At 69.0% G+C, this 15030-nt stretch carries 17 protein-coding genes; 7 read left to right on the top strand and 10 right to left on the bottom strand.

What is annotated here, in order from left to right:
- Window positions 1-16: 16 nt before the first annotated feature.
- Complete coding sequence (locus WBG06_RS11960) at window positions 17-1621, top strand: long-chain-fatty-acid--CoA ligase (RefSeq protein WP_336736982.1); 1605 nt, start codon at window positions 17-19, stop codon at window positions 1619-1621.
- A 1030-nt stretch (window positions 1622-2651) separates the two neighbouring features.
- On the opposite strand, the gene WBG06_RS11955 is transcribed toward WBG06_RS11960, so the two are convergent.
- From WBG06_RS11955 to WBG06_RS11920, 8 genes are all read right to left on the bottom strand, one after another.
- A complete protein-coding gene (locus tag WBG06_RS11955; RefSeq protein WP_336736981.1) occupies window positions 2652-3206 on the bottom strand; it encodes an LURP-one-related/scramblase family protein in 555 nt (184 codons plus the stop codon).
- A gap of 166 nt (window positions 3207-3372) precedes the next feature.
- A complete protein-coding gene (locus tag WBG06_RS11950) occupies window positions 3373-3546 on the bottom strand; it encodes a CsbD family protein (protein ID WP_336736980.1) in 174 nt (57 codons plus the stop codon).
- A gap of 55 nt (window positions 3547-3601) precedes the next feature.
- Window positions 3602-4174 (bottom strand): alkaline shock response membrane anchor protein AmaP, encoded by a 573-nt coding sequence (amaP, locus tag WBG06_RS11945; protein ID WP_336736979.1) that lies wholly within the window; start codon window positions 4172-4174, stop codon window positions 3602-3604.
- 8 nt (window positions 4175-4182) lie between these two features.
- Window positions 4183-4689: a DUF6286 domain-containing protein gene (locus WBG06_RS11940; protein ID WP_336736978.1), complete on the bottom strand. Its 507-nt coding sequence runs from the start codon at window positions 4687-4689 to the stop codon at window positions 4183-4185.
- Between the two features lie 104 nt (window positions 4690-4793).
- Window positions 4794-5195, bottom strand: coding sequence for an Asp23/Gls24 family envelope stress response protein (locus tag WBG06_RS11935; RefSeq protein ID WP_336736977.1), 402 nt, complete (start codon window positions 5193-5195; stop codon window positions 4794-4796).
- A complete protein-coding gene (locus WBG06_RS11930) occupies window positions 5188-5364 on the bottom strand; it encodes a DUF2273 domain-containing protein (protein ID WP_141794238.1) in 177 nt (58 codons plus the stop codon). The genes WBG06_RS11935 and WBG06_RS11930 overlap by 8 nt, the downstream gene beginning before the upstream one ends.
- Entirely contained in the window at window positions 5361-5720 is a 360-nt protein-coding gene (locus tag WBG06_RS11925; RefSeq protein WP_336736975.1) for a hypothetical protein, read from the bottom strand. The genes WBG06_RS11930 and WBG06_RS11925 overlap by 4 nt, the downstream gene beginning before the upstream one ends.
- Window positions 5721-5722: 2 nt before the next feature.
- Window positions 5723-6196, bottom strand: coding sequence for an Asp23/Gls24 family envelope stress response protein (locus WBG06_RS11920; RefSeq protein ID WP_336736974.1), 474 nt, complete (start codon window positions 6194-6196; stop codon window positions 5723-5725).
- A gap of 176 nt (window positions 6197-6372) precedes the next feature.
- On the opposite strand from WBG06_RS11920, the gene WBG06_RS11915 reads away from it, so the two are divergent.
- A complete protein-coding gene (locus WBG06_RS11915; RefSeq protein WP_336736973.1) occupies window positions 6373-6942 on the top strand; it encodes an RNA polymerase sigma factor in 570 nt (189 codons plus the stop codon).
- Window positions 6933-7406 (top strand): hypothetical protein, encoded by a 474-nt coding sequence (locus WBG06_RS11910; RefSeq protein WP_336736972.1) that lies wholly within the window; start codon window positions 6933-6935, stop codon window positions 7404-7406. The genes WBG06_RS11915 and WBG06_RS11910 overlap by 10 nt, the downstream gene beginning before the upstream one ends.
- Before the next feature lie 12 nt (window positions 7407-7418).
- Here the strand turns inward: WBG06_RS11910 and WBG06_RS11905 are convergent, their stop codons facing one another.
- A complete protein-coding gene (locus WBG06_RS11905; RefSeq protein ID WP_336736971.1) occupies window positions 7419-9098 on the bottom strand; it encodes an alpha/beta hydrolase in 1680 nt (559 codons plus the stop codon).
- A gap of 195 nt (window positions 9099-9293) precedes the next feature.
- Here WBG06_RS11905 and WBG06_RS11900 point away from each other — a divergent pair, with 195 nt between their 5' ends.
- From WBG06_RS11900 to WBG06_RS11890, 3 genes are all read left to right on the top strand, one after another.
- Window positions 9294-10748, top strand: coding sequence for a basic amino acid/polyamine antiporter (locus tag WBG06_RS11900; RefSeq protein WP_336736970.1), 1455 nt, complete (start codon window positions 9294-9296; stop codon window positions 10746-10748).
- Between the two features lie 75 nt (window positions 10749-10823).
- Window positions 10824-12074 carry an arginine deiminase gene (locus tag WBG06_RS11895; RefSeq protein WP_336736969.1) on the top strand — a complete coding sequence of 417 codons (1251 nt, stop codon included), beginning with the start codon at window positions 10824-10826 and terminating at the stop codon, window positions 12072-12074.
- 15 nt (window positions 12075-12089) lie between these two features.
- Window positions 12090-13151, top strand: coding sequence for a lysylphosphatidylglycerol synthase domain-containing protein (locus tag WBG06_RS11890; RefSeq protein ID WP_336736967.1), 1062 nt, complete (start codon window positions 12090-12092; stop codon window positions 13149-13151).
- Here the strand turns inward: WBG06_RS11890 and WBG06_RS11885 are convergent.
- A complete protein-coding gene (locus tag WBG06_RS11885) occupies window positions 13123-14055 on the bottom strand; it encodes an EamA family transporter (protein ID WP_336736966.1) in 933 nt (310 codons plus the stop codon). The genes WBG06_RS11890 and WBG06_RS11885 overlap by 29 nt on opposite strands.
- Window positions 14056-14138: 83 nt before the next feature.
- On the opposite strand from WBG06_RS11885, the gene WBG06_RS11880 reads away from it, so the two are divergent.
- Entirely contained in the window at window positions 14139-15002 is an 864-nt protein-coding gene (locus tag WBG06_RS11880; RefSeq protein WP_336736965.1) for a LysR family transcriptional regulator, read from the top strand.
- Window positions 15003-15030 lie beyond the last annotated feature (28 nt).

Below are 15030 nucleotides of genomic sequence, written 5' to 3'. Positions count from 1 at the left end.
CACCGAGGAAGTCACCATGCTGAACCTGTCGATTCTGCTTGAGGAATCGTCTCGCGCGTACCCCGACCGCGTCGCCCTGGTCCTGGGCCCCACCCGCCTGACGTACAGCCAGGTGGACGCCGCTTCGAACCAGGTCGCGAACCTGCTCGTCGAGCGCGGGATCGAGCCCGGCGACAAGGTCGCCCTGATGTGTCCGAACCTGCCGTACTTCTCGATCGTGTACTACGGCATCCTCAAGGCGGGCGCCGTGGTCGTCCCGCTGAACGTGCTGCTCAAGGCGCGCGAGGTCGCCTACCACCTGGACGATTCCGATGCGAAGGCGCTGTTCACCTTCGAGGGCACCACGGAGCTGCCCATCGGCATCGAGGCCAAGGCCGGCTTCGACCGGGTCGACGCGTGCAGAGAGCTCTTCGTCATCACCGGCGACCCAGCCGCGTCCTCCTCGATCGCGGACACCGAGACCTTCGCCCGGGCCATGGCCGGCCAGCCGACCTCGTTCGAGACCGTGGCCACGGACGAGGACGACACCGCGGTGATCCTCTACACCTCCGGCACGACCGGGCAGCCGAAGGGTGCGGAGCTGAGGCATCGCAACATGCGTGACAACGCGCTCGCGAGCAAGGACCTGTTCGGCTGCAACGTGACCCGGCCGGACACGTACCTGTGCGTGCTGCCGCTGTTCCACTCCTTCGGCCAGACGGTCATCCAGAACGGTGGCTTCGCCTTCGGCGGAACGGTCGTGATGCTGCCCCGGTTCGAGCCGGGTCCTGTGATCGAGACGATGCTGAGAGAGTCGGTGACCGTCTTCGCGGGAGTGCCGACGATGTATTGGGGGCTGCTCGGTGCGCTCGAGAGCGGCACGGAGGTGAAGACCCTGGCGAAGAACCTTCGGATGGCGATCTCCGGGGGAGCCGCGCTTCCGGTCGAGATCCACCGCGATGTCGAGAAGCGGTTCGGCGTCACGGTCGCCGAGGGATACGGCCTGTCCGAGACGTCTCCGGTGGCATCGTTCGCGCCATACGGCGAGGCGCCGCGCACCGGCTCCATCGGCAAGCCGATTCCCGGTGTCTCGATGAAGCTGGTCGATCCGGCCTCTTGGTCGGAGATCGAGTGGTCCCCTGACGCGATCGGCGAGATCGCGATCAAGGGTCACAACGTGATGAAGGGCTACTACCAGCGCGAGAAGGCGACCGCCGAGGTGATCGACGAAGACGGTTGGTTCCGCACCGGCGACCTCGCCCGACGCGACGAGGACGGCTTCTACTACATCGTCGACCGGTCCAAGGACCTCATCATCAGGGGCGGCTTCAACGTCTATCCCCGCGAGATCGAAGAGGTCCTCGTGACGCACCCGGACGTGAGCCTGGCCGCCGTCGTCGGCGTACCGCACGAGAGCCACGGCGAGGAGATCAAGGCGTTCGTCATCCTCCGGCCAGGCTCCACCCTCACCGCAGCTGACCTCGTCGCTTGGGCCAAGGACCAGATGGCCTCCTACAAGTACCCACGTGTGGTCGAGTTCGTCGACAGCCTGCCGATGACCGCGACCGGGAAGATCCTCAAACGCGAACTGACGCCGACGACCTCGACGGTCCCGGCGTCGGCCCCGGTCGCGCACGGTTGAGCATCCAGCGAGAGCGTCGCGAGCACTGCGTCGAACTGCTGCGGCTCGACCGCGCCACCCTCCCTCCAGCAGCTGCTCTTCTCCGCGCTCACCGACCTGTTCGACGACCCCACCCTGCGGGTGCTCGTCCTGTCGACCACGTCCACCGACGCCATCTGTGCAGGGAGCCGACGTCGTCGAGCCGCTCGACACGGAGGCCGGCGGAGCGAGGATGGAGGCGTTCGCGGAGCTGTACCGCTGCCTCGAGGAGATCCCCGTCCCCACCGTTGCCGTCTGTGTGGGCGCCTGTGTCGGGTCCTGTGCTTTAAGAGCAACCCCGGAAGGCGCCCAGCCGAGCGCCAGGGCTGCCTTCTGGCGCGGCCGGCTCCGCGAATGGGTTGCAGACCACCCCGGCCGGTCACTACTGTCCGGTTACTGTCCGGTCGAGAGTCACTCCGTGCAGCTCACAACCATCGACGGCCACCGTGTTTTCGCAGGTCAACCGCATAATGCCGTCGACGGCCATCACCAACCCTTCCCACGGGACCACTCCCCGGCTTACAGGCCAGCCCGTCCGCTTCATGACCTCGCCGGACGAACCGTTCGGATTCGCCTCTCGGTCACGCGTCCTGCTGTGACCAGCTGATCGGCGCGCCCATGACACCGTCCGTGGTCCCGGCATCCCCCTCGCATGTCGGGGCCACGGACGGGTCGATCTCGACACGCGCGTCGTGGACGGTCGAGCACGGGCGAGGCGCCTGGGGCGACCCGCTATGGGTGACCTCCGCTGCCTGCGGAGCAGAGCAGCACGGACGCGCCTGCGCGGCCGTCGAACGAGCCACGGCCACTCCGGTCTCGGTGCCGTGAGCTCCGGCGGCCGAGACCGTTGCGCTCGTTCATGGATCCACCCTCATTCGGCGAGGGCGCTTCGCGACAGGGACCCTGGACCCGATCCTCGGGGCCTTTGGTCGTCTCTATGACCCCAGGAACCGAGGCGTACGCCTCGTCGAGCTCGACCAGGCGCGACCCGTCTCAGCAGGGCCGGCCACCGTCACTTCTCCGGATGGACCATCGCGTCGACGGCGACGGTCACCGCCAGGACGAGGGCGGTGTTCTCGCCGGGCGCGACCTCGACGCCGTAGGTGTCCCGGATCCGGAACCACTTCTTGGACACTTCGGCGATCTTGCGCCCGTCGGCCTCGATCTCGTACTCGTGGTCGACGATGTTGCCCTGGACCTTCCAGTCGTCACCGTGCTCGATGTCGACCTTCCAGCGGTCGCGAAGCGGCGAGACGAGCGCCTTGTGCACGAGAGCGAGCTTCTCGCCGTCCGCGTCCTCGATCGCCATCGAGTCCCGAATGTGCAGAACTCTGGTCTGGATGCGGCAGAGCTTGGTGCCGTGAGGGTCCTCGAGGTCGAAGGTCTGGCGCAGACGTAGCGCCTTGCCGTCGACCTTGAACGCGCGGTCGCCGGATTCGTCCTCGATCCAGTAGTCGTCTCCGATGGAGATCATCTTCTGGCGCATCTGGAAGCGCCTGGCGGTCCCGCCGCGCCCGAAGGCCTCCCGTTCCTCCTGGCGCTGCTCACGTCGGTCTCGAAAACCCATCGTCATCTCCCTCTCAGTGGACCATCCCAGACTCGCCCTGGACGGTGCGGATCGGCTCACACGTTTAGGGTGAACGCGTGGGCTGCTCGATGCTCCTGGGGACGACGCGGCCCCCGCCCCCGCTCGGCGCCGCGCCGCCACCAGGAGCATCGAGCAGACCGACTGCCTACTTCTTGAACGCGTCCTTGACGTTCTCGGCGGCCTTCTTGATCGAGGCCCCGGCCTGGTCGCCCTTACCCTCGGCCTCGAGGGACTCGTCGTCGGTCGCCTTGCCGGTGGCCTCCTTGACCTTGCCGGACGCGTCCTGCGCGGCGTTCTTGGCCTTGTCACTCATACTCATTTCCCTACTCCTTCTCTGTGTTGTGATGGATGGTGCGGGATCTCGACGACCGCGATCAGCGCACTCGTACGTTGGACTGGCGCCTGGCCCTGCCGCGCCGCGGTGAGTCGACCAGGATGCGGCAGGTGACCGCGCCGTCAGGGAATGCCTCGGCGAGGTCCTGCGAGCAGGTCTCGGCGGCTTCGGTGATGGAGGTGACCGAGGCGACGGGGTCGATCCGCCCACGCAGCTGGATCACCGGGCGCGACCGGATCGTGACGACCGTGCCGGTCACGGCCGTGACAGCGGCGAGGTCCTCGAGCCTGGCGGCGGCCGCGTCCGCGACCGACCGCAGGTCGGCCTGGACCCTTCCGGACTGGTCGCTGGTGCGAAGGCGCAGCGTCGAGGGGCCGCGGCGGCGAAGGTGGGCCACCAGCCACACCAGGCCGATCAGCCCGAGAACGACACCCGCGGCGGCGAACGCCCACGGGAACCACGCGGCGGTCACGACCTCGGTCGCTGCGTCGGTGGACACCTCGGCCGGGTAGTCCTGGAGGACCCACTGGTAGTGCCAGTCGATCATCAGCAGACCCAGGGCGACCAGGAGCACGCCCACCAGCAGCGTCAGTCCGCGATCGAATCTGATCACGCGCGGCGTCATCGGGGCACCTCCGTGGCGCGTACCTTGATGGTCGATCCGGTCAGCCAGCCGACCTCGTCGGCGAGGACCGCGTCGACGTGCTCGACGACCCCGGCAGCACCGTGCGGCCCGTCAGCGGCGTCGCGCGGAGCAGCGACGATGTCGACGACGATGCGGCGGCGAGTGCTGCGGGACGAGTCCGCGGACATCACCCCGGGGAGCCGGTCGGCGGTCTCCTGGGCCAACGCGGCGACGGCGCCGGGCGAGAGCCAGAGGTCGGCGTCGCCGGTCACACGAAGATGCGTACGCCGGCCGGGCTTGATCGCGAGCCAGACCAGCACCAGCCCGAGGAGCGCGACGACTCCCCCGGCGATGGCCAGCCCGACCGACGAGCGCAGGCCGTCGCTGCCGTCCACGACGGCAGGGGCCACCTGCGAGCCGGTGGCCCACCCCTGGCTGATCAGCAGGTCACGGACGGCGACCACGGCCAGCGCGAGCAGCACCAGCGCGAGCAGCGCAGCCATCAGGACCACCACCGGTGCCCGGCGCGGCTGAGTGCGCGGCGCCGACGGACGAGAGCTCGAACTCCTCGGCTCGAGCCTGTCCGTCTGTTCGACGGTGTGTGTGGTCATTCCACTCTCCTACCGGTGTCCTCGGCGACCGACGGGTCGACCGCGTGCACGGTGACGTCCACGCTGCGGATCTCGATGCCGGAAAGGCGGAATGCCTCCCTACGTACGGTTTCCCGTGCGGCCGTACCTATGCGCGAGATGTTTCCGGGCCAGGTGATCGCGATGTCCAGCTTCACCCGGACGGCGCGACCTTCGGCCGTGACATCGGCCTTCGGCAGCGCCATCCCGGTGATCCGGCCGAGGGTGCTCTGCCGAGCCACCGTGCCGGGGAGCTGCAGCGCCAGGTTCTCGACGATCCGCTGGACGGCCCTGTTCCGGACGTCCAGCGTCCCGCGATCCGCCGTCGGGTCATCGGGCCCGGTGTCGGTGTCGATGGCGCGCGTCGGGGACTCAACCACGGCGTCCTCGCAGCATGCTGCGGAGGTCGAGCTCGCCGTCGACATGGCCCCCGATGAGGTAGCCGGCTCCGCCCAGCACGATGGCCAGGAGCAGGCCGACGAGCCCTCCGGTGACGATGGCGATCGTGAGCAACAGTCCGGCGACCAGGCCGAGTGTCGAGTTGGTCATGGCGTGTTCTCCTCAGAAAGGTCAGAGCGGCTCGTGGCCGAGCCGGGGCTGTCGGGCAGGACGATGTCCTCGACCGTGACGTCCACGGGGCCCGCAACGTACGGCCGGACGGCGTCACGCACCGCGTCGGTGGTGGCGAGGACCGGCCGGCCCCACTCGAGGACGACATGGACCGAGCAGCCGGTCTCCCGCAGCCGCAGCCCGTTCACCCGGCGGCCGGGAAGATAGGTGGCCACCTCGCCCGCGGCTCCGGCGTGCAGGTCATGGACGCCGGGCACCGCGAGCACCGCGGCGGCGACCACATCGACGACCTCGGGCTGGGTGCCGTCGTCCCGCGGTTCGGGCGCGGCGTCCACGGTCACTCCACCCGCCGGCCGGCGTCCTGGTCGGCGTCGCTGGACTCGTCCTCGAGGTGGACGTCGTGCACCGTGATGTTGACCTCGGTCACCTCGAGACCCGTCATCCGCTCCACCGATGCCTTCACGTTGCGGCGGATCGCGGTGGCGAGGTCGGGGATCGAGGTCCCGTACTCGGCGACGATGTCGAGATCGACGGCGGCCTGGCGCTCGCCGACCTCGACCGCTACGCCCTGGCCGAGATTCGTACGCGAGCCCGGAATGCGCTCACGGATCGCGCCGGCAGCACGGGCGGCACCGCCACCGAGGTCGTGCACGCCGCTGATCTCGCGAGCAGCGATGCCTGCGATCTTGGAGACGACGGTGTCGGCGATCGACGTACGTCCGTGCTCACTCACCAGGACACCCGAGTCGCCGTCCGCGGACTGTCCGCTGGTCGTCGTCACGCTGGTGCTTCCGGCCTTCGTCTGCGTCATGAGAAGTACCTTTCTGATCCTGTTCGGTGGTGTTGACGCCCGTTAGTCGCGTCTTCCCATCGAAATGTCACAAGAAAAGCGGTGTGTTCTGGATCACATCCTTTTCCGAGGGAATGGTAGAACTCTCCTATCCGCACACCGCACGGGTGCGGTGGCAGAAGAGAGACTCGGGGGCGATGTCGAATCCGCAGGCGTCAACGGAGCCGTCGGCGACCGACGAAGCGTTGGTGCGCGCGGCCCGGCTGGGCGACCAAGAGGCCTTCCGGGAGATCGTGGACCGCCACGGCCCCGCGATGTACCGCTACGCCGTGCGCCTCGTCGGCGACGCCACCGATGCCGCCGAAGCGACCCAGGACGCGTTCGTCTCGGCATGGCGAAGCCTGTCCGGCTTCGCGGGGCAGTCGTCGCTGCGTACGTGGCTGATCCGTCTTGTGCACCGCCGCGCCGCCGACCTCCAGCGTCGCCGGCGCGCGACTCCGATCGATGACGGGCTGCTGTCGCGGCTCAGCCCGGTGGCCGCCGACAACCCGCTGCAGTCCGTGCTCGACGCCGAGCTCTTGGAGGCGCTGCAGCTAGCATTGAACGAACTACCGTGGCATCAACGGGCGACCTGGTTGCTCCGAGAGATCGAAGAGATGAGCTACGAAGAGATCTCCATCGCCCTGGCCATGCCGATCGGCGCCGTCCGTGGACACCTCTACCGCGGGCGACGCACACTTGCGGAGAGGATGGCACGATGGCGCTAGATCCCAGCCCGCTCGATCGCGCCGTCCGCGCCGCCCGAGCCGACGAACCCGCCGGGTGGGTCGACCTGGCCGACTCGATCATGGCGCGCGTGCGCCGGGTGGTCGTCCCGTCGGAGCCGATCCTGACCTTCACCGCGCAGGGCACGACCGCGCGCGACCAGGAAGGATCGAGGACCTTCGTCTCCGCGCGCGTCATCACCGCGGCGCTGCGCCGGCTCCTCCAGGAACACCCGACCCATGCGCCGGAGACCATCGACCTGCACGTCGACGACAGTCGCCTGACCAGCATCGACATCCGTCTCGTCGCCAGATACGGCGTCGAGCTCCATCCGCTCGCCGACACCTTGCGCCCGCAGATCCTCGCGATCGTCAGGGAGTTCCTCGGGCCGGATCCAGGGATCGCCCTCTCGACGATCGAGATCGAGTACGTCGACGTCACCCGCGGTGACCCGAACCGGACCTGACCGGGCTCGCTGTCACCGCAGCAGCGCTCGGTCGCCGATCACCTCGACCAGCTCCTCGGTCTGCTGATCGGTCCAGCCCGGCGGCGGCAGGATCGCGGCCCAGGCACGCACCGGTGCCGTGCCGAACTCATGGCCCTGCCCGTCGGGCACCGCGCTGGCGGAGAACTGATCGACGCCCAGCTGCAGCATCGTCACGCCCGGGATCCAGCGTACGTTCGGAGAGACGTCGCGCCCCCGCTCCTCCGCCAGCCAGTCCGGGCGCTCGAGGGCCACCGACGGGGACCACCAGGTGATCGGGTCGTTGGCGTGCTGGAGGTAACCGATCCGGGTGCCGTCCCAGGCGGCGGGTTTCGTCCAGTCCTCGGGCTGGTCGGCGAACCGGACGATCTCGCCGTCGTCGAGGACCGGCAGCACCTGCGGGGTCCCGGGCTCACGTTCCTCAGTGAACCGGTCCCAGAGCCGGTTGTCAGCCGTCGGCCCCACGAACAGCGCCCCGTCGGTGCGGGTAGCGAGGTCCTGGGCGCCGCTGAAGGCGGCCTCGCCACCGAAGCTGCCCAGGCTCTCACCGCTCACCACCAGCAGCGGGCGATCGGCCTCGGGGATCTCCAGCCAGCGACCGTAGACGGCGTCGAAGAGCGCAAGGCCCGCATCCTGGGCCCGCTGCCGGTCGAGGACGAAGGACATCCAGCTCGGCAGGTAGGAGTACTGCAGGCTGACGGTCGCGGTGTCGCCACCCCACATGAACTCCAGCGCCTGCGCCTGGTTCTCGTTCACCCAGCCCCGGCCGGTCCCGGTCGCCACGTTGACCACGGCGCGGTCGAAGCCTCCGAGCGCCTCGAGCTCTGCCACCGCTTCGCGCGCTTCGTCGCGGATGTCGACGCCCTCGGGGCCGGCGCCGACGTACGCCCGCACGGGCTGCAGGGCAGGCTTCTGGGTGAACGCGCCGATGTCGTCCGCCGAGGGTGCGTTCGCCACGAAGACTCGACCCTGCCTGCCCAGGTCCTCCCAGTCCTGGGCCGAGACCGGGCCGGCCGTGAGCTCGGGCGCGGTCGGCGGCGGCATCTCGGTGCTGAACTCCTCGTTGATCGCGGCGAAGGAGGAGTCGAGCGCACCCAGCAGCCGGTTGCCACCGACCCCGATCGCCAGCCAGTAGAGCAGGAGCGCTGCGATCAGGCCGCCGATGACAGCCGATGCCGCAGCGGGGAGGAAACGGCCGACGAACCGGCCGATCGTGCGACCCAAGGCCCTGCTCCCCCGTGCGAGCGAGAGCAGCAGCGCGAACAGGACCGTGGTGATCAGCACGGTGAGCACCACGTGCAGGAGGCCCACCCGGTCGACCTCGACCAGGTCGCGCACCTCGTTCTCCCATCTCAGCGACAGCCCCAGCACGATCAGCGTGCCGATGCCACCGACCGCGGCGAGAACGCGCCAGGCGATCACCCGCGCCCGACCGGCGAGCCGACCGCCGCAACAGCGCACCAGCCATCCGGCCAGCCCGCCGGCGCCATAGCCGGCGAGCATGCACAACGCGGTCAGCAGCGCCTGGAAGACCGCCGTGCGGGGCATCAACGACGGTGTCAGCGACGCCCAGAGAAGCACCACGGTGCCGGCCGTCGCCGCGAACGACGCTCGCAGCTGCCCCCGCGCCAGGTCGACCGCGCGGGCGATCCATGCCCGCCGTACGTCGCTCATGCACCGACCCTAGCCGCCGATCCCCTCCGTCGAATCCCGATCCACCGCAAAATCGGGCACGTCCTCCGATAGCCCAGATGTGCGCCGAAACCTGGGCCAAAAGCCCTATGACGGCCTCGTCCTGGACTGTAAAGATCCGAACTGCTGCTGTCGATGACAACTGGCCTCATCCGCCAAGAAAATACGGGAGTCAGCATGAGTTCTGACGCTGCCACCAAGGAAGCCCCCGCAGCAGCGACGATGAGCCTTCCCACCCTGACCGCCATGGTCGTGGGCGGGATGGTCGGTGCCGGCGTCTTCTCGCTCCCGGCCCGGTTCGGGGTCGCCACCGGCATCCTCGGCTCGCTGATCGCCTGGGCGATCGCGGGTGCGGGCATGCTCATGCTGGCGTTCGTCTTCCAGAACCTCGCGATCCGCAAGCCCGAGCTCGACTCGGGGGTCTTCATCTACGCGAAGGCCGGGTTCGGCGACTACATGGGCTTCAACTCGGCGATCGGGTTCTGGGCCAGCTCAGTGGCGGGCAACACCTTCTACTGGGTCTTCATCGGGGCCACCATCGGCGCGTTCTTCGACGGCTTCGGAGACGGCGACACCGTGCTCGCGGTCGCGGTCGCAACCGTGGGGGTATGGCTGTTCCACTACCTGATCGCGCGCGGCGTCCGGGATGCCGCCGTGATCAACCGGATCGTCACGGTCTTCAAGGTCCTGCCGATCCTGGTGTTCATCGTGGTGCTCTTCATCTCCTTCGACGCCGGTGTCTTCGCCGACAACTGGGTCGCCACCGGCTACGGCGATCTCGGTGGCCTCGACGAGCAGATCCGCAACACGATGCTGATCACCACGTTCGTCTTCATCGGTATCGAAGGGGCCAGCGTCTACTCGCGCTACGCCAAGAAGCGCGAGGACGTCGGGAAGGCCACCGTCCTGGGTTTCCTCAGCGTGCTGTCGATCTTCGCGCTGGTCACCCTCTCCAGCTATTCCGTGGTCCCGCAGCCGGAGCTCGCCGCCACCCGGCAGCCGTCGATGGTGGGGGTCTTCGAGTCGGTGGTCGGGGAATGGGGAGAGGTCTTCATCAGCGTCGCGGTGGTCGTGTCGGTGCTCGGTGCCTACCTCGCCTGGACACTGATGGCCGCCGAGGTCATGTACATCCCGGCCCGCGCCGACGACATGCCCGCCTTCCTGGGCCAGGAGAACCGCAACGGCACCCCGATCACCGCGCTCGTGGTCACGTCGCTGGGCGTCCAGGCGCTCCTCGCCCTGACCCTGTTCGTCAACGACGCGCTCAACTTCATGCTCGACCTGTCGACGAGCCTGGCGATCCTGCCCTACCTGCTCGCCGCTGCCTACGCGCTCAAGCTCGGGCTGACCGGCGAGGCCTACGAAGGGGTGCCGGTCGGCGTACGTCGCAAGGAGACGATCATCGCCGGCATCGCGACGGCCTACACGATGTTCCTCTTCGACGCCGCCGGGCTGAAGTTCGTGCTGCTGATGACGGTGATCCTCGCGCCGGCGTCGCTGCTCTACATCAAGGCTCGCAGCGAGCACGGCCGGAGGATCTTCAGCCCCACCGAGATCGCGCTGTTCGGCGCGATCCTCATCGGAGCGGCGATCGGCGTCTTCGGCCTGTGGTCCGGCCGGATATCCCTCTGACCTCCGTCATCGACAGAGCCATCGACAGACCCAACGACAGAGTCCACACCAGAGTCCACGACAGAAAGGCACTCCATGTCCGAGCAGGGGTCCGCATACGGCGTCCACTCCGAGGTCGGCAGGCTCAGGAAGGTGCTCGTCTGCGCACCGGGCCTGGCCCACCGTCGGCTCACTCCCAGCAACAACGACGAGCTGCTCTTCGACGACGTGATGTGGGTCGAGAACGCGCAGCGCGACCATGCCGACTTCGTGAACAAGCTGACCCAGCGCGGGGTCGAGGTCGTGGAGCTGCACGACCTGCTGGCCCAGACGCTCGCGGTCGCCGGTGCGAAGGACTGGATCCTCGACCGCAAGATCGTCCCGAACCAGGTCGGTCTCGGGCTGGTCGACGACACCCGGGCGTACCTCGAGTCGGTGTCGGACCGCCAGCTGGCGGAGTTCCTCATCGGCGGCCTGGCGACCAACGACCTGCCCGGTGACTTCCGCTCCGACTACGTCGGTCTCGCGCGGGAGTCGACCGGTGCCCGGGAGTATCTGATGCCGCCGCTGCCGAACACGCTCTACACCCGTGACACGACCTGCTGGCTCTACGGCGGGCTCACCATGAACCCGCTCTACTGGCCCGCACGCAAGGAGGAGACGCTTCTCTACAAGGCGATCTACCAGCACCACCCCGACTACGTCGGCTCGACCGTGTGGTGGGGCGACCCCGAGCAGGATTGGGGTCAGGCCAGCTTCGAGGGCGGCGACGTGATGCCGGTGGGAAACGGGGTGGTGCTCGTCGGCATGAGCGAGCGCACGTCGCGTCAGGCGATCACCCAGGTGGCGAAGGCTCTCTTCGAGCAGGGCGCCGCGGAGAAGGTGATCGTGGCCGGGATGCCGAAGCTGCGGGCAGCCATGCACCTGGACACGGTCTTCACCTTCGTCGACCGCGACATCGTGACCCTGTACCCGACCATCATGGGCGCCGTGCACACCTTCACGCTCGTGCCCTCGGACCGGTCGCCCGGGGTCGAGGTGATCGATCACGGCGACGCGGCCTTCGTCGACGTCGTGGCCAAGGCGCTCGGGCTGTCCGAGATCCGGGTGATCGACACGGGTGGGGACGTCTACCAGTCCGAGCGACAGCAGTGGGACAGCGGCAACAACGCGGTCGCGGTCGAGCCCGGCGTGGTGTTCACCTACGACCGCAACACCCTCACCAACACCCTGCTGCGCAAGGCGGGGGTCGAGGTCATCACGATCGTGGGCGCCGAGCTGGGCCGCGGTCGCGGCGGCGGTCACTGCATGACCTGTCCGATCTCCCGAGACCCCGTGGACTACTGAGCCACCGCGGCAGCAGTGATCACACCGGAGAGTCCCGACGTCGGCGCTGCCCGCCCCGGAGGGCGCGCGTGGGTCTCGCGCGTCGTCCTGCTGCTGGTTGCGGTGATCAGCACCGTCATCGTCGTACGTCTGGTCGGGCAGGTCGACTGGGAGGCGGTCTGGGCCGCGCTGACCCACCTCAGCTGGTGGCAGCCCGTCGTGCTGGTCGCATTGGTGCTGGTGCGTCAGATCCTGCTGGCGATGCCGCTGAGATTCTTCATCCGCGGGGTGACGTTCTACCGGGCCACCATCAACGACCTGGGCGCGACGCTGATGTCGATGATCGCGCCGACGCCGAGCGACATCGCGCTCCGGGTTGCGATGTTCAAGTCGTGGGGAGTCAGCGCCGCCAAGGGCCTGGCCGGCACGGTGATGAACTCGCTGACCTTCTACATCGCGAGGTTCTCCGCGCCGCTCCTGGGCTTCGTCCTGCTGTTCGCGGTCGGCGAGTCCCCGTCGTACCGGTGGTTCGAGCTGCTCAGCATCGCGGTCGCGGTCGTCATCCTCGTGACCGTGCTGTTGATCGTACGCAGCGACCCGCTCGCTCGGGCCGTCGGAACCCGCTCGGCCCAGGTCGTCCGCCGGTTCCGGAAGACGGTCGACCCCGATCGGTGGGCCGATGCCTGCCAGCGCTTCCGTGCCGACATCTCCGAGCGGTTCCGGGGCGGATTCGTCTGGGCCGTGGCCTCGCAGGCCGGCATGATGGTCGTCGACCTCGCTCTGCTGATGCTGTGCCTGCGCTTCGTCGGGGTCTCGGCCGACCAGGTCGGCTTCGTGTGGATCGCGATCGCCTACCTGTTCGCGTTCCCGCTCACGGTGTTCCCGCTGTGGGGCATCGGGATCGTCGACGCCCTGATTCTCGCCGCCCTGGTCGAGGCTGGCGGGCCCGAGGTCGAGGCGGCGGCCGTGGCCGCGCTGATCGTGTGGCGGGGGTTCACCGTGGGCCTCCCCGTGCTGCTCGGCGCGATCGCCGTCCTGATGTGGCGGCGTGAGGTCGCCACGACCGACGTCACCCGAGGCACCCCGAACCGGATCTGACGCTCGCCGCCGGAGACGCGGCGTCGGTCTCGTCGACCGGTGCGGACGGGGTGCGGCCTCCAGCCCGTTCTGCGCCCACACCGGCCGCGACCACGAGCCCGATCCCGAGGACGGCGACGGAGTTGGGCACCTGGCCGAGGGCGAGGAACCCGATGACCAGTGCGATCGCCGGCTCGAGCGCCATGAGGGTCCCGAAGGCGCCGGCGGTGAGGCGACGCAACGCCAGCATCTCCAGGGCGAAGGGCACCACCGGGACCAGGAGCGCCAGGCCGAGGCCGGCCAGCAGGAGCTCGGGCGTGAGCTTTCCGACGATGTTCGGTCCGACCACGAAGGTGGCGACGAGTGCCGCGACCGGCATGGAGATCGCGAGTCCACCGATGCCGGTGACCGCGTCACCGACCCGCTGGGTGAGCAGGATGTAGCACGCCCAGCAGGCGGCCGCGCTCAGCGCGAACGCCACGCCGACCGCATCGACGGCGCCGTCCCACGGCTGGGTCAGGCACACCACCCCACCAGCGGCCACGAGTGCCCACGCCCGCGCGATGCCGCGGCTGCGGACGACGGCCACCCCGAGCGGCCCCAGGAACTCCAGCGCCGCCGCGGTGCCGAGCGGGAGCCGGGTCAGCGCCGCCATGAACAGCAGCGTCAAGCCGGAGGTGACGACGCCGAGAGCGACACCGGCCGTCAGCGTCTCTCGGCTGAACGAGGAGAGCCGCGGCCGAACGAGAACGAGAAGCACCAGCGCCGCCCAGAACAGGCGCAACCAGGCGACACCTGCTGCGCCGAGCTGATCGATCAGGCCCACCGACGCAGCCAGCCCGAGCTGTACGCAGAGCATGGCCGCCATCGCCATCGAGGCACCGGTGCGGGCGGAGGGGGCGGGACGAGCAGCCGGTCTGAACATGGGTCCAGTTGATCGCATCCCATCCGTTCGCGTCCACGTGACAATGCTGGACAATATATTCAGAATTCCGAAACAATGAACAGATGGACGTGCGTCGGCTCCGGATGTTGCTCGAGCTCTCTCGCCTCGGCTCGATGCACGAGGTCGCCGCTGAGCTCGGCACCACCACCTCGACCGTGTCCCAAGCCATCGCCGTCCTCGCTCGCGAGGTCGGCACCGCGCTCATCGAGCCCGACGGTCGGCGCGTCCGCCTCACCCCCGCGGGCCATCGCCTGGCCGAGCATGCCGTCACCATCCTGGCGGCCGTGGACGCCGCACGTCTGGACCTGGATCCTGACGCGGAGCCGGTCGGCGTGGTCCGGGTGGCCGGGTTCGCCTCCGCGATCAGGCGGTCCCTCCTGCCGGTGATCGACGAGTTCCGCCACACCCATCCCGGCATCGAGATCCGGGTGCGTGAGCACGAGCCGCCCGAGTCTCTGGCTCTGCTCGCGCGCGACGACGTCGACCTCGCACTGGTCTATGACTACAACCTCGCCCCGGCGTCGTGGGACAGCGAGCACGAGACCATCGCGCTGTGGGAGGTCGAGTGGGGCCTCGGGATGCCGCGACACGAGCCGCGCGCCCCGCTCGCGGCCTTCGCCGACAGGGACTGGATCGTGAACTCGCGCCACACCGCCGACGAGGAGGTGCTGCGCACTCTGGCCTCGATGGCGGGGTTCACGCCCCGGGTGGTCCACCGCGTCGACGCGCTCGAGCTCGTCGACGAGCTCATCCTCGCAGGCCACGGGCTCGCGTTGCTGCCGCAAGGGCGCCCCTCTCGCCGCGGCGTCGCGGTTCGGCCGTTGACCGATCCGACGGTCCGGCTGCGCGGCTATGCCGCGACGCGCCGCGGCCGAGACCGCTGGCCACCCCTCCGAGCTCTCCTGGACGGGCTGGCTCGAGCCTGACCGAACGTCCGAGCGCGATGCACTGCTT

It is taken from the genome of Nocardioides sp. CCNWLW239 (genome assembly GCF_037137035.1).
GTDB lineage: Bacteria > Actinomycetota > Actinomycetes > Propionibacteriales > Nocardioidaceae > Nocardioides.
The sequence above is the reverse complement of the archived record's forward strand: the minus strand, read 5'-3'. Positions and strand labels throughout refer to the sequence as shown.

Excerpts from the sequence above, each read along its gene's own strand:
- WBG06_RS11950 (WP_336736980.1), bottom strand. The coding sequence starts at position 3,546 with ATGAGTATGAGTGACAAGGCCAAGAACGCCGCGCAGGACGCGTCCGGC.
- WBG06_RS11940 (WP_336736978.1), bottom strand. The coding sequence starts at position 4,689 with ATGGCTGCGCTGCTCGCGCTGGTGCTGCTCGCGCTGGCCGTGGTCGCC.
- WBG06_RS11960 (WP_336736982.1), top strand. The coding sequence starts at position 17 with ATGCTGAACCTGTCGATTCTGCTTGAGGAATCGTCTCGCGCGTACCCC.
- WBG06_RS11885 (WP_336736966.1), bottom strand. The coding sequence starts at position 14,055 with ATGTTCAGACCGGCTGCTCGTCCCGCCCCCTCCGCCCGCACCGGTGCC.
- WBG06_RS11900 (WP_336736970.1), top strand. The coding sequence starts at position 9,294 with ATGAGTTCTGACGCTGCCACCAAGGAAGCCCCCGCAGCAGCGACGATG.
- WBG06_RS11915 (WP_336736973.1), top strand. The coding sequence starts at position 6,373 with ATGTCGAATCCGCAGGCGTCAACGGAGCCGTCGGCGACCGACGAAGCG.
- WBG06_RS11910 (WP_336736972.1), top strand. The coding sequence starts at position 6,933 with ATGGCGCTAGATCCCAGCCCGCTCGATCGCGCCGTCCGCGCCGCCCGA.
- WBG06_RS11930 (WP_141794238.1), bottom strand. The coding sequence starts at position 5,364 with ATGACCAACTCGACACTCGGCCTGGTCGCCGGACTGTTGCTCACGATC.
- WBG06_RS11920 (WP_336736974.1), bottom strand. The coding sequence starts at position 6,196 with ATGACGCAGACGAAGGCCGGAAGCACCAGCGTGACGACGACCAGCGGA.
- WBG06_RS11880 (WP_336736965.1), top strand. The coding sequence starts at position 14,139 with ATGGACGTGCGTCGGCTCCGGATGTTGCTCGAGCTCTCTCGCCTCGGC.
- WBG06_RS11905 (WP_336736971.1), bottom strand. The coding sequence starts at position 9,098 with ATGAGCGACGTACGGCGGGCATGGATCGCCCGCGCGGTCGACCTGGCG.
- WBG06_RS11895 (WP_336736969.1), top strand. The coding sequence starts at position 10,824 with ATGTCCGAGCAGGGGTCCGCATACGGCGTCCACTCCGAGGTCGGCAGG.
- WBG06_RS11955 (WP_336736981.1), bottom strand. The coding sequence starts at position 3,206 with ATGGGTTTTCGAGACCGACGTGAGCAGCGCCAGGAGGAACGGGAGGCC.